At 42.6% G+C, this 13844-nt stretch carries 10 protein-coding genes; 8 read left to right on the top strand and 2 right to left on the bottom strand.

The features are described 5' to 3' along the window. Positions 1 to 538: 538 nt before the first annotated feature. From metG to H8S51_RS00160, 4 genes are all read left to right on the top strand, one after another. Positions 539 to 2536, top strand: coding sequence for a methionine--tRNA ligase (gene metG, locus H8S51_RS00175; protein ID WP_117920828.1), 1998 nt, complete (start codon positions 539 to 541; stop codon positions 2534 to 2536). A gap of 129 nt (positions 2537 to 2665) precedes the next feature. Further along, entirely contained in the window at positions 2666 to 4069 is a 1404-nt protein-coding gene (locus H8S51_RS00170) for a DUF6056 family protein (RefSeq protein WP_186899838.1), read from the top strand. Positions 4070 to 4255: 186 nt separating this feature from the next. Then, positions 4256 to 5134 (top strand): hypothetical protein, encoded by an 879-nt coding sequence (locus H8S51_RS00165; protein WP_186899837.1) that lies wholly within the window; start codon positions 4256 to 4258, stop codon positions 5132 to 5134. A gap of 42 nt (positions 5135 to 5176) precedes the next feature. Next, entirely contained in the window at positions 5177 to 5950 is a 774-nt protein-coding gene (locus H8S51_RS00160; protein WP_186899836.1) for a TatD family hydrolase, read from the top strand. A 267-nt stretch (positions 5951 to 6217) separates the two neighbouring features. Here the strand turns inward: H8S51_RS00160 and H8S51_RS00155 are convergent, their stop codons facing one another. Both H8S51_RS00155 and H8S51_RS00150 read right to left on the bottom strand, forming a co-directional pair. Further along, the gene (locus tag H8S51_RS00155) at positions 6218 to 7075 is read right to left on the bottom strand and encodes a TIGR03915 family putative DNA repair protein (RefSeq protein ID WP_117920823.1); all 858 of its coding nucleotides are present in this window, start codon (positions 7073 to 7075) and stop codon (positions 6218 to 6220) included. 127 nt (positions 7076 to 7202) lie between these two features. After that, on the bottom strand, positions 7203 to 8483 hold the full coding sequence (locus tag H8S51_RS00150; RefSeq protein WP_186899835.1) for a putative DNA modification/repair radical SAM protein: 1281 nt from the start codon (positions 8481 to 8483) through the stop codon (positions 7203 to 7205). Positions 8484 to 9562: 1079 nt separating this feature from the next. Here H8S51_RS00150 and H8S51_RS00145 point away from each other — a divergent pair. From H8S51_RS00145 to H8S51_RS00130, 4 genes are all read left to right on the top strand, one after another. Then, positions 9563 to 11656: a methyl-accepting chemotaxis protein gene (locus tag H8S51_RS00145; protein WP_117920822.1), complete on the top strand. Its 2094-nt coding sequence runs from the start codon at positions 9563 to 9565 to the stop codon at positions 11654 to 11656. 202 nt (positions 11657 to 11858) lie between these two features. After that, positions 11859 to 12278: a serine/threonine protein phosphatase gene (locus H8S51_RS00140; RefSeq protein WP_241070813.1), complete on the top strand. Its 420-nt coding sequence runs from the start codon at positions 11859 to 11861 to the stop codon at positions 12276 to 12278. A 10-nt stretch (positions 12279 to 12288) separates the two neighbouring features. Further along, complete coding sequence (gene rsmA / locus H8S51_RS00135) at positions 12289 to 13161, top strand: 16S rRNA (adenine(1518)-N(6)/adenine(1519)-N(6))-dimethyltransferase RsmA (RefSeq protein WP_186899834.1); 873 nt, start codon at positions 12289 to 12291, stop codon at positions 13159 to 13161. Between the two features lie 24 nt (positions 13162 to 13185). After that, positions 13186 to 13833, top strand: coding sequence for a hypothetical protein (locus tag H8S51_RS00130; RefSeq protein ID WP_186899833.1), 648 nt, complete (start codon positions 13186 to 13188; stop codon positions 13831 to 13833). Positions 13834 to 13844 lie beyond the last annotated feature (11 nt).

The following is a 13844-nucleotide window of genomic DNA, read 5'->3' as shown; positions in this document are numbered from 1 at the left end:
GAGCGGGTAAACTGGTATTGCGTGATCGCACAAAAAGGGTCAGGCGCTTGACTTTTTACACATTCCATGCTAGATTGAAAATAATCGTAAAAAAATAAAACACCATGAAAAAGAGAGTACATCTGTTGGAACTTTACAGAGAAGTTTCTATAATTCCGGGAAAGGTGATGTGAGTCAGGTACTTTAAATAAGAAAACCTGTATCACAGAAAATGAAAGGTCGAACCGGAATGAGGCTGAGAGGAAACGGGCGGACATAGATGGAAGATGGCTTTGGAGTGGCAGGACTGAACTGTTTTAGAAAATGACAGATAAGTCCCGACAGGTCCGCCTGTTACAGCGGGAGATATTACAGCAGATGCGCACCGGGGCAGTATGTATCCGGGCAGTCCGTGAGATATCAGAATGAGGCTGGCATTTTATGCCGGTAAATGGGAGTGGTACCACGGGATAACGTCTCGTCTTCTTTTTAGAGGACGGGACTTTTTTGTTATAATCCGCATCCATAAGCAAATTATTTAAGAAAGAAGGAAATACACATGAGCAGCAAAGGGAAATTTTATATGACAACAGCGATTGCCTACACATCAGGCAAGCCACACATTGGAAACACCTACGAGATCGTACTTGCAGATGCAATTGCAAGATTTCGCCGTCAGGAAGGCTATGATGTTTACTTCCAGACCGGAACAGACGAGCATGGTCAGAAGATCCAGGAGAAAGCCGAGAAAGCTGGTATCACTCCGAAGGAATATGTAGACAACGTTGCCGGAGAAGTAAAACGTATCTGGGATCTGATGAACACTTCTTATGATAATTTTGTCCGTACAACGGATGAAGATCATGAGAAACAGGTAAAAAAGATCTTCAAAAAATTATATGATAAAGGTGACATCTACAAAGGTTCCTACGAGGGACTTTACTGTACTCCGTGTGAATCTTTCTGGACAGAGTCACAGCTTGTAGACGGCAAATGCCCGGACTGCGGACGTGAGGTCCAGCCGGCAAAAGAGGAAGCATATTTCTTTAAAATGAGCAAATATGCTGACAAGCTCATCGATTATATTAATGAGCATCCTGAATTTATCCAGCCGGTTTCCAGAAAAAATGAGATGATGAACAACTTCCTGCTTCCGGGATTACAGGATCTTTGTGTATCCAGAACCTCATTTTCCTGGGGTATTCCGGTTGATTTCGATCCGAAACATGTCGTATATGTATGGCTTGACGCGCTGACAAACTATATCACAAAGATCGGATATGACGCAGATGGCAATTCCAGTGAGCTCTTCAACAAAAACTGGCCTGCAGACTTACATCTGATCGGAAAAGATATCATCCGTTTCCATACGATCTACTGGCCGATCTTTTTGATGGCACTGGATTTGCCGCTGCCAAAACAGGTATTTGGACATCCGTGGCTTTTACAGGGTGGCGAGAAGATGAGTAAATCCAAAGGAAATGTGATCTACGCAGATGATATGGCTGATTTATTCGGTGTGGATGCGACACGTTACTTTGTACTGCACGAGATGCCGTTTGAAAATGACGGAATCATTACTTGGGATCTTGTCATTGAGCGTTACAACTCTGACCTTGCAAATATCCTTGGAAACCTTGTAAACCGTACCATTTCCATGAGCAATAAATATTTTGACGGTGTGGTAAAGAGCACAGGTGTGACAGAGGAAGTTGATGCAGACTTAAAGGCAGTTGTAACATCTACAAGGGATAAAGTTGCAGAGAAAATGAAAAACCTGCGTGTTGCAGATGCAATCACAGAGGTATTTAACTTATTCCGCCGCTGCAATAAATATATCGATGAGACAGCACCATGGGTACTTGCAAAAGACGAGGCAACAAAAGACCGTCTGGCAGAAGTTCTTTACAATCTGGTAGAATCCATCACCATCGGAGCATGTCTGTTAAAGAGCTTTTTACCGGAGACAGCAGACCGTATCTTAGCGCAGCTTAACACAGGTATGCGTGAATATGATGATCTCGATAAATTCGGACTTTATGAGAATGGAAATAAAGTAACAGAAAAACCGGAAATCCTTTTTGCACGTCTTGATGCAAAAGAGATCATGCCAAAGATCGATGCGATCCGTGAAGCACAGAAAGCAGAATTTGAGGCAGAGCAGAGAGTACTTGGTGAATTGCCAGAGACAACAGAGGAAGCAGGCGAAGCAATCGATATCGAGGCAAAACCGGAGATCGAGTATGATGACTTCATAAAAATGCAGTTCCAGGTCGGAGAGATCATTTCCTGTGAAGCAGTGCCGAAGTCAAAGAAATTATTATGCTCCCAGGTAAAAGTCGGAAGCCAGGTAAAACAGATTGTTTCCGGTATCCGTAAATATTACACACCGGAAGAGATGGTCGGCAAAAAAGTCATGGTACTTGTAAACTTAAAACCAGCAAAACTTGCCGGAGTTTTATCGGAAGGAATGTTATTATGTGCAGAGGATGCAGAGGGCAATCTTGCGCTGATGACACCGGAAAAAGCAATGCCAAGTGGAGCAGAGATCTGCTAACATATTGAAAAATAAAAATCTGTCATGACAGTTGCGATAAATCTATGATGTTGTGCCGGATTTGTGAGGGAAAAAGAGATAGTGTATGCGCTATCTCTTTTTCGATATCACACAGGGAGGAACAAAAGAGTGAGAAAAAAAATACAGGGGATATTTCAAAGAAACCTGCCATTTGTGCTGGTGTTTATGGTGGCACTTATCTGGCATCTGGTCATTAAAATTTCTGCCGGTGATGATGTTGTCTATTTTCAGACGCTGATGGATGGAAGAAGTATCTGGGAGATTTTAGCGCACCGCTATGCGACATGGTCTTCAAGAATGGCAATCGAATTTGTTCTTATACCACTGGTACAGGTTTCGTGGCTGTGGAAAATCCTGGATATTATTATTTATACACTGATTCCTGTATTGTTATACCGCTTATTAAATAATTACACGGAATATATTGATGAAAATGTAAGCTGGTCAGATAAAGATTCAGACAGGGAAGAATCTAAGAGTATATTAAAATGGCTTGTCTGTGCGTTTATGCTGCTTTACCCATTTTCGGATATGGTATCAGCTGGCTGGATCGCAACGACGGTCAACTATCTGTGGCCGCTTTTTGGAATCTTATATATCGCCCTGCTTTTACAGAAACTGGCACAAAATAAGTTTTTGCACTGGTATGAGGGCGCAGCAGGGATGATCTGTTGTATTTTTTGCAGCAGTCAGGAACAGGTGGCAGCAATTTTACTGGTTATGATTTTTCTTGCGTTACTTTATAACTGGCACAGAAAAAAAGCGGGGAGTCTGTGGATTTACGGATATTTTGTCGTTGATCTGATTTCACTTTTTACGATTTTGTGCTGTCCGGGAAATAGTATCCGCAGCATGCAGGAAGTCGAAGGGCGTATGCCGGAATTTGCACATTTTTCCATTTGGGAAAAGATTTATATGGGAGTTGTAAATATAGAACGCATTTTTATTGCGCAGGTCAACAGTATTTTTCTGATCGTCTCGGTTATACTGGCAGTACTGGTCGGACTGAAAACGAAAAATATGATAAAAACATTGCTGTCATCTGTTCCTGTATTTTGTATTCTTGGATATGCACTGATCCGCACCGGGCATCCGTGGTATGAAAAAATATTTATTATACCGGAACAGACAGCAGGGTGGAATTTTAAAGATCCGGTGAACTGGCTTCCGGTGTTATTTTTGATCGTGACGGTGGCGGGGATGTCCTATGCACTGTTTTGTCTGATGAGAGAGAAGCTGGAAATATATCTTTATACACTTGTGATGCTTGGTGTGGGACTGGCATCCGGCATTGTCATGGGATTTTCTCCGACAATCTATGCATCGGCAGACAGACCATATATTTATCTGTATTTTATTCTGATGGTAACGTGTCTTTTTTGTATCCGGCAGATGTATGGGCAGATCAGAAAAGAAATTCCGGTACTGGTTCAGAAGATTTCAATGGTTGTGCTTGGAATGTTTTGCATGGTCAATATCGCAGAAACACTTTGGATGTGTCATATTATGTAAAAGAAACAGATGGATAAGGTAATCATTTTACATAGTTTTGCCGATGTTAAAGATATATGAACGGATTCATTTTCATGACGGGCATGTTTAAATTGATCCATATAATGTTTGTTTACAGAATGTACGATTTATCTGCAAAGAGGTATTCTGGGATTCCTGTCATGATTTCAGGGAGGAATATGAGCTATGGGATTTTCGGTAAATAGTGCTGGGAGCACCAGTGGAGCTATGGCAATGGCTGGAACATTGACCATTAAAAATGCGAATAAAGATGCACGTGCGCGTATTGATTATGTCTGTGGAAAGAGTAAAAGCAGCACAAAGAAAAAAGTAAATTATAATTACAGGGAAGTTTCGAATCAGCTTTTGCGTGCGAAGAAGCCGCAGGGCGCAGCAAATGCGCTGACAAAGGCAAAGAGCAGACTTGCCACTTTGCAGCGGTGTGCAGCAACCGGGGAATATGACAGCAAGGAGATATCTGCAGCAGTTGCGCATGCGAAAAGAATGGTAGAGTGCGCACAGTTAAAAGTCCGCCACTTAAAGCAGGAAGAAATCGAAAACAATAAATATAAACGCGAGAACCGGGCGGATAATATGCAGAAAAAAGGTGAGATCAGGCGCCGGGCTGCAAACAAAGAGCGTGAGTTGAAAGAAAAGATTGCGATTGAAGAAATACAGAATGTACAAAAGGAAAAGGCAAAGCGTGTTGAAATACGGCAGAAGCGCAATAATCACAGACGTCAGGAGCAGAGTAAGATCAGCGAAGCGGATATGAAATATATAAAAGCACAGATGGAAAACCACAACACATCTGATATATCTCCTGATTCCGGCGTGATCGTGAGCCTGTCTGCCGAATCTGCAAATCTGCAGATGACAGAGGCACAGATCAAGATGCAGGCACAGCAGGATGCGGAGTTAGAGACAGATCTGACATTGACGGATGCTGCCGGTGCATTGCCGCAGGGGATGTCTGCTTCTTATACCGGTGATCCATCGGGAAGCGCATCTGCCACAGGGCAGGGAATGACAGAGAATATTAATATTATAAAGTGTATCCTGTAGGAAAAAATGATTGACATATAAGAAAAAAGGAGAAACACAATTATGATATTTGAGACACATGCACATTATGATGATGAACGGTTTGAAGAGGACAGAGAGGAATTGATCACATCCATGCCAGAACGTGGCGTTGGAACGATCATCAATGTCGGTGCATCGATCGAATCCACCAAAACAACACTTGCGCTGTCAGAGCGGTATGAATTTGTTTATGCGGCAGTCGGAGTGCATCCAAGTGATATCAGTGGTCTGAATGAGGAAACATTTGCATGGCTGAAAGAGCAGACCAAAAGAGAAAAAGTGGTTGCAGTTGGAGAAATCGGGCTTGATTATTACTGGGATAAGGAGCCGGAAATACAAAAACAGCAGCGATACTGGTTTGCTGAGCAGATGAAGTTAGCGAGGGAAGTATCACTTCCTGTGATCATTCATTCGAGGGATGCGGCAGCAGATACCATGGAAGTGATGAAATCTGTATATGCGGAGGAAATTCCGGGAGTCATCCACTGTTATTCTTATTCGAAGGAGATGGCACAGGAATTTATAAAAATGGGATATTATATCGGTGTCGGAGGTGTTGTGACTTTTAAAAATGCCAAAAAGTTAAAGGAAACCGTACAGGAAATCCCGCTGGAACGAATCCTTTTAGAAACCGACTGTCCATATATGGCACCGGAGCCGCATCGCGGAGAGAGGAATGATTCATCCTATATTCCGTTTGTGATCGCCAAGATCGCAGAACTAAAAGGAATCACACCGGAAGAAGTGGAGCAGGTGACCAGGGCGAATGCAGAACGGTTATTTCGTATAATGTAATTTATGTTCTGTACATGATAAAAAGTCTATGTTATCATAGCACCATAAACTGGTTGCGTAAAAGAGCGTAATCACAAACCTAAAAGAGTTATAGGAAGAAGGGAAAAAGATGATATACAATCAAAATTACATAGGAGAGATTATTTGAGGTGGTAAATTTCGTTGCAACCACGCACCCTATGGGTTAAAAGAGATGCAGGGGCCGCGACGCCTGCCAAATAATCTCTTTCATCTATAAAGAGAGGCTCTGTTTATGGTAACAGGGCTTTATTTTTTACCAAGTTCCGGGGTATCATTCCAGAAGCGCTTCGGGATATTCTGCGCCTGGAGTCCTGGATTGATCCGTGCCTGGATCGCGATGTGGTCGAAAAAGGTCTGCCACAGCTTCTGGTATTTGGCCTCTCTGTCAGAGGTATGTTTTAAAAGCTCCTGATCTATACCGGAAGCGTCCACTAACATAAAATTCTTTCCGGCGGCGTGAACTGCGGCAAGCTGGCGGTTCTTGTCATATATCAAAAAATTCTCCTGCGGGAGACGATCGGTAAAGTGCTCTGCCAATATCGGCAGGGCATTATTTTTGGGGTGAATCGTGGAAAACAGTACACCATTTTCCAGTTCTGAAAAACGAAGAAAACCGAGCAGGTGATGTGCCTCATTTGCTGTAGCACGGGACAGAATAAACAGGCGGTGGACATAAGGGTTGGCAAGATCACAAATGGCGCGTGCTCCGGCAGGTGTATTCAGACCAAGTACAAGAGTATGGTAGATGGCGTCCGCTTTGTCTAAGTTATTCTTTTTTTCCGGAACAATGGAAAGAATCGCATTTAAAATGGTATCGTAAAATTCACTGCCAAGTTTGCGCTGTATGGTGCGAGCGACTTTCGATGCTTTATCAGAGGAAGTTTCCACATGGATATACTCACAAAATAGTTGATAATTGTCCGGTTCATGACACAGAATGTGGATATCATCGTGGGTGCAGGCGCTTTTTGGGGCACTGGAAGAACTATCAGCCGATGTGCTGCGGGCAGAATATTTTTTGTTTTCTTTTACCTTAAAATCCCATGCATCATAGATGCCGGATAAGATTCCATTGGGGGAATCTTCACAGATAAATGTGTACATATTATAAAATCCTCGTTATAGAAAGCCATTAATGCATCGGATTAATGATCATTAAGATGATGTTACAGCGAAATAGCAGGTTTTAATTTGCCAGCCGCTAAATTATGAATCGCTGTAGGTTCCGTCATCAGGAGAATAAACTGAGCTGCTGGTATCCCGCTTCACGTATTTCACGTGGAATCTGGGTGCGGTCTGCGATCAGGCTGCGGCAGATATAGTCCTCATCTAACTTTGTAGGGTACATCATGTGACCGGAACAGGTAATAAAGTATAGTGCACGTTTTAGTACGACACCGATCTTTTTCAGATCAGAGAAATCGAGCTTATTCATACGTCTTGCCTTTACGATGCGCGAGGCAGACTTTGCACCGATGCCGGGAACACGCAGAAGTGTACGATAATCTGCACGGTTGATCTCTACCGGAAAACATTCTAAATGGCGGAGCGCCCAGTCACATTTGGGGTCCAGATAAATATTAAAATCAGGCCGGTCTTCTGTTAGTAATTCATCTACTTTAAAATCATAATAGCGCAGCAGCCAGTCTGCCTGATAAAGCCGATGTTCCCGTAAAAGAGGCGGGCCACCCGGCAAAACCGGCAGATTTGAATTGTGGTTGACATTGACAAAGGCAGAGTAGAACACTCTCTTTAAGTCAAATTTCTGATAAAGCGTTTCGGCAACACGCATAATCTCATAATCGTGTTCCGGAGTAGCGCCAATGATCATCTGGGTGCTCTGTCCGGCTGGAACAAAACGTGGTGCTTTGCGGTAAATGGCAAGCTCGTCTTTATTTTCCGTGATACGGTTTTGAATCTGGCGCATTGGTTTCAAAATAGTGGTTCTGGATTTATAGGGAGCCAACTTCTTTAAGCTGTCAGCAGTCGGAAGCTCTAAGTTGATACTCATGCGGTCGGCAAGAAATCCTGCTTTTTCTACAAGCACGGGATCTGCACCCGGGATAGCCTTGACATGGATATAGCCGTTAAAATGATAGACATTGCGCAGCCGGTAGAGTGTCTGGTAGATCAGATCCATCGTGTAATTTGGGCTGACCATGATGCCGGAGCTTAAGAAAAGTCCCTCAATATAGTTACGCCGGTAAAATTCCATTGTCAGTTCACAGACTTCGTCGGGGGTAAAAGAAGCCCGTTTCACGTCAGAGTTACAATTATTCTGACAATAGGCGCAGTTGAAAATGCATTCATTGGTAAAAAGTATTTTGAGAAGAGAAATACAGCGTCCATCTGCAGAAAAAGTATGACAGATTCCGCATGCAAGGGAATTTCCCATACCGCTGCCATTGCCGCTGCGGTCTACTCCGCTTGAAGTGCAGGCTACATCGTACTTTGCAGCGTCGGTAAGTATGGCAAGTTTTTCCATAAGAGACATATTTTGCTGAATGTTCATGTTGATCTTCATCTCCATCCTTAAGGTCTTTGTCAAAAATATGATTGTAAGTTATGATCCGGTATTTGCATCAAATATTACGAAACATGTACTGCAAAACAAATGATGGTTTGTTGGGATATGAGTTCCCCGGCGAAGGGTGGTTCCGGGGGATTTCGATTGGCAAATTGCATCAAGCCGGGACTGTTTTGTTCCGTTGTCCGAAAATAAGGCAATCGATTTCACTCTGATTATTATCAGAGTGAAATTAGTCTGCCTGATTTAGTGTTTCTCGGAGTGACGTGTGCGTCTTAAACGCCCCGTCCGGGGGCATTAAGACTTGTGCTGCCGTCCGTGGCAGCACAACACTGTGTTACGGACAGGCAGACTAAGATTGCCTAATTTTCTCCCAAAGTCACAAAACGAATCCCGGCTTGATGCGATTTGCCAGCCGCAAGGTTGTGAACCACCCTTTGCCGGGGAACTCATTTTACAACCTTGGGGGTGCGTAAATTTTGGTAACATTCATTTCAAAAATGTCGCAAAATCTCGATGCAATCTGTTATACTTATGCTTTTAACCATACATACTTGGAATAGTAATCTGCATTATTAGTCTGTTAATTTATGAAATGATTAGTGTAATGCAACAGAGCAGATGAAAATTCAGACAAGTCATTAGGCTGAATATCAATGATACAGCACCTTAGGATTTTAAGCATATTTCCATTCGTGCGAATATCAAAAATCCGCACCTACGACCCCGATTTTGAGATGAACCGCCCGCCCCAATGGTGTTCATAACCTGAAGTCTGGCATCTTGCGCAAGATGCCACTCACAAGCCTGCGATACACCATTTGGACGGGCGACTCATATCATCAACAAACAAGAACTAATGTTCGATAAAATTAATATAACATGTGACAGATTTATTTGCAACAGAAAAATCGAAAATATGTTCGATGAAATATGCGAAAACAAAAGTGTAAGATTGAAAATCTACGAAAACATAACGAAACAGCATGCATTTTATTGAAAATACAGTCGAATATGGTAAAATTGAGTAAATGGGAGGAATTTTTACAGAGGGGGAATTTTGTATGAAATCAATAAAAACCAAGATCATTGTAACTGTAATACTTTGTTCGCTGGTATCAACTTTTATCTGTGGGGCGATCAGTATTGTTAATTCAGTCAGTACTTCTTATGAAGACTCACAGCGGGAGATGCAGCTTAAGTGTGTGAGCCAGAGCAGTGAACTTGATACCATGATGCAGAATGTTTCACAGTCAGTGGAAATGGTATACAGCATTGCAGTTGCCAAACTGGAACATGCAGCATCTTTCCGGACAAGCAAGGATTATGTGGATACTTATACAAAGCAGATGCTGCCGATTTTGATGCAGTCTGCACAGAACACTAAGGGAGCACTCACGGCGTATATCCGTTATAATCCTGAATTTACGGAACCAACAAGCGGACTTTTTCTAACAAGAGATAACAGTGACAGTGAGTTTGAGAGTGTGACGCCAACGGACTTTTCCATGTATGATCCGAGTGATGTGGAGCATGTCGGATGGTATTATATTCCGGTACAGAATGGAAAAGAAACCTGGATGGAACCATACTTAAATTCCAACATTGGTGTATATATGATCTCATACGTTATTCCAATCGAGGTGGACGGCGAGTCTATTGGTATCATTGGAATGGATATTGATTTCAGTGAATTTACAAATACGATTGATTCTTTAAGTATATTTGACAGTGGTTATGGTTTCCTTGCCAATGATTCCGGTGAGGTCATGTATCACAAAGATCTTGAGATTGGAAGTAATCTTGCGGATGCAGACAGCGGACTGCAGTCAGTAGTGGATGCGCTTGGAAATGAGCAGACGGAGGAGACTGCCGTTTCCTATACTTATCAGGGAAAAGATAAGGTCATGTATTATAAGACATTGGAAAATGGCATGAAATTTGTCCTTACGGCACCAAAAACTGAACTGCAGGAAAAATCCAGACAGCTTGCAAAACAGATATTCGGAGGAGCTGCTTTTGCAATGATACTTACCATAATTATCGGTACAGTACTCGGATTTACAATCACAAAGCCGATCACCCAGATCGACGGTATCGTAAAACAGACGGCTGAATTTGAGTTTGCGAGCAATCCGGCAAACCAGCACCTTTATAAAAGAAAAGATGAAACCGGAAGAATGGCGATATCACTTCATAACATGCGCAAGAATCTGCGGGAAATGGTGGGAAATATCCGCCATGTATACGCAGATCTGAACAATACGACGGAACAGCTTTCGGATACGACAAAGCGTGTGCGTGAGATGAGTAATGTCAACACGGATACAACACAGGAAATTGCTGCTGCAATGGAAGAGACAGCGGCAACAATGGAGACAGTCAATACTACAGTCAGCGATATCAAAGAGCGTGCAACAGATATTGAACGTTATTCCAGTGAAGGACGCGAAGCCTCTGTTGAGGTAAAAGAGCGTGCTGATCAGCTCAAATTAAAGACACAGGCTGCAAGCGAAAAAACGGTTCAGATGTACGAAAATGTACAGCGGAAAACAGAGGCTGCCATGGAGCAGGCGAAGGCGGTAGAAAAGATCAATCAATTTACGCAGGCGATCCTTGAGATCTCAAGCCAGACAAATCTGCTGGCACTCAATGCGTCGATCGAGGCAGCCAGAGCCGGAGAGGCAGGAAAAGGTTTTGCAGTTGTTGCAGGAGAGATCGGTAAACTGGCAACCCAGTCATCCACGACTGTCGGCAGTATTAATGAGATCATAGCTGAGGTCAATGAGGCTGTGGCGAATATGACAGGATGCTTAAAAGAGAGTACAGATTTCTTAGAGCAGACAGTGCTTAAAGATTATGAGGATTTTATGGGAGTTGCAGACCAGTATACAAAGGATGCGACGGTGTTCGATGATGACATGTCTGCCATCAGCGGACAGATCAATACACTGTTAAAATCTATTGTTGAAATCGCGGATGCCATGCAGGGTGTCAGCTCGACGGTTTCCGAGGCGGCTGACGGTGTGGCGGATATCGCACAGAAAACACTTGAGGTTTCCGGAATTGTCCAGGGAAATGAAACACTTGTGGACAATAACCGTGAGAATATTGTACGGCTGAACAGTGTTATCGAAATGTTCCACGATGAAAAATAAATCTTTGCCTTATATATGATTTTTGTATATAATGAGAGGCAGGGTGTCAGAGACGGACAGACCGTGATGGCATCCTGTTTGCATATTTATGACAATAGGTCTGCCCCTGGAATGCGCAGTCTATTGTATACAATATTTTATGCACAGAAATGGAGAATAGTGTGAAACATAAGAATTTTCACACGCAGGAATGGAGAATAACATGGATAACGATATTTTTTCACAGTTCCCGGACAGGGAAACATTTGACAAATACTGGAATGAGAATTATGTTCCTGTTACATACGAGGATGTGGCAGTGGTATTTCGCGATTTTGTAAAATCTGCAGAGGGACATATTTATCTTTCTGATTATGAGGAGAAAGGCTGTATTTCCAAGGAAGATTTCAAGGATAATCTTTCTCAGGAGGCGCAGTTTGCTTTTCAGGATGGACTGACGGAAGTATTTTATGATAAGAATCCGGAGCTTTATGAAACGGCATTTGCACTTTTTGAGGAAGCACAGATGACCGGTCAGGGAGACGCAAGTGTGGCGCAGACTTTTCATGAGACATTTAACGGATTGTATGCAGAGTTTTTAGATACACTGTTTGAGGAAATGTTAAGTAACCGGAAAGATTGAAAGGAGTTTTATGGCTACATTAGGGATTCCGCAGAATACGATTGCGGTCTTACAGAAATATCATTTTAATTTTCAGAAGAAATTCGGACAGAATTTTCTGATCGATCCGCATGTGTTAGAGAAGATCGTTGAAGCAGCAGGAGTGACAAAAGAAGATTTTGTCCTTGAGATCGGTCCGGGTATCGGTACGATGACGCAGTATCTGTGTGAAAATGCCAGAGAAGTGGTTGCGGTAGAAATCGATACCAATCTGATCCCGATCTTAGAGGATACACTGAGTGCTTATGATAATGTGACGGTGATCAATCAGGATATTTTAAAACTGGATATCGCAAAACTTGCGATGGAAAGAAATGATGGAAAACCGATCAAGGTTGTGGCAAATCTTCCATATTATATTACAACGCCGATCATCATGGGACTTTTTGAGAGCCATGTGCCGATCGACAGTATTACGGTTATGGTGCAGAAGGAAGTTGCAGACCGTATGCAGGTAGGACCGGGAACAAAAGATTACGGTGCATTGTCTTTGGCTGTGCAGTTTTATGCAAAACCGGAGATTGTTGCGAATGTTCCTCCAAACTGTTTTATGCCAAGACCAAATGTCGGCAGTGCGGTGATCCGTCTGACCAAACACGAAGAAGTACCGGTGCAGGTGGATGATGAAAAACTGATGTTTAGCATTATCCGCGCATCTTTCAATCAGAGAAGAAAAACACTTGCAAATGGATTGTCAAATGCGCCTCAGGTACATCTTTCCAAGGAAGAGATACAGCAGTGCATCGCAGAGCTTGGTGAACCGCTTACGATCCGGGGGGAGGCACTTACATTAGAGCAGTTTGCTACACTTTCCAATATCATTGGAAGCAGACAGAAAAAATAAAATAGCATCAAAAAGGAGAAGATTATGGACGAAAATCAGAACATGAACAATGGACAGCAGACTTATGGGGACCAGCAGTATAACAATGGACAGCAGACTTATGGGAACCAGCAGTATAACAATGGACAGCAGTATAACAATGGACAGCAGACCTATGGGGACCAGCAGTATAACAATGGACAGCAGATGTATGGAAATCCGCAGTACAACCAGAATACCTGGGCACCGCAGGAACAGCATGGACCGGTTTCAGATATTTTCTGTTATCTGTTACTGATCATAATGCCATTGCGGGAGATCATCAGCATGGTTTCTGCCTCATCCATATTTCAGTCGATGACATATGAAAGTATTATGGATGGCAGCTATATGAATGTGATGTACAGTGGAAATTATGTGATATTTTCCCTGCTCAGTTATGCATTGCTTGCAGCATTTATTATTTTTGTGGTAATCGATATCGTAAAGATCAATAAGCAGAATTACAAAATACTTGGACTGATCTTGTTTGCAATCTTTTTAAAACCGGGATATTATGTGTGGCGTGCACATCTTCTGAAACGAAAAATGGCGTTTCCGATCGTGTACACGGTACTGTATTCTTTACTCATCATAGCTGAGATCGGATTTTCCATGATGCAGGCATTTGGTCTTGTAATGAATATGATGTAAAAAATCTGAAT

The organism is Roseburia rectibacter (genome assembly GCF_014287515.2).
Lineage (GTDB): Bacteria > Bacillota > Clostridia > Lachnospirales > Lachnospiraceae > Roseburia > Roseburia rectibacter.
The sequence above is the reverse complement of the archived record's forward strand: the minus strand, read 5'-3'. Positions and strand labels throughout refer to the sequence as shown.

Excerpts from the sequence above, each read along its gene's own strand:
- rsmA (WP_186899834.1), top strand. The coding sequence starts at position 12,289 with ATGGCTACATTAGGGATTCCGCAGAATACGATTGCGGTCTTACAGAAA.
- H8S51_RS00140 (WP_241070813.1), top strand. The coding sequence starts at position 11,859 with ATGGATAACGATATTTTTTCACAGTTCCCGGACAGGGAAACATTTGAC.
- H8S51_RS00130 (WP_186899833.1), top strand. The coding sequence starts at position 13,186 with ATGGACGAAAATCAGAACATGAACAATGGACAGCAGACTTATGGGGAC.
- H8S51_RS00145 (WP_117920822.1), top strand. The coding sequence starts at position 9,563 with ATGAAATCAATAAAAACCAAGATCATTGTAACTGTAATACTTTGTTCG.
- metG (WP_117920828.1), top strand. The coding sequence starts at position 539 with ATGAGCAGCAAAGGGAAATTTTATATGACAACAGCGATTGCCTACACA.
- H8S51_RS00165 (WP_186899837.1), top strand. The coding sequence starts at position 4,256 with ATGGGATTTTCGGTAAATAGTGCTGGGAGCACCAGTGGAGCTATGGCA.
- H8S51_RS00155 (WP_117920823.1), bottom strand. The coding sequence starts at position 7,075 with ATGTACACATTTATCTGTGAAGATTCCCCCAATGGAATCTTATCCGGC.
- H8S51_RS00150 (WP_186899835.1), bottom strand. The coding sequence starts at position 8,483 with ATGAACATTCAGCAAAATATGTCTCTTATGGAAAAACTTGCCATACTT.
- H8S51_RS00160 (WP_186899836.1), top strand. The coding sequence starts at position 5,177 with ATGATATTTGAGACACATGCACATTATGATGATGAACGGTTTGAAGAG.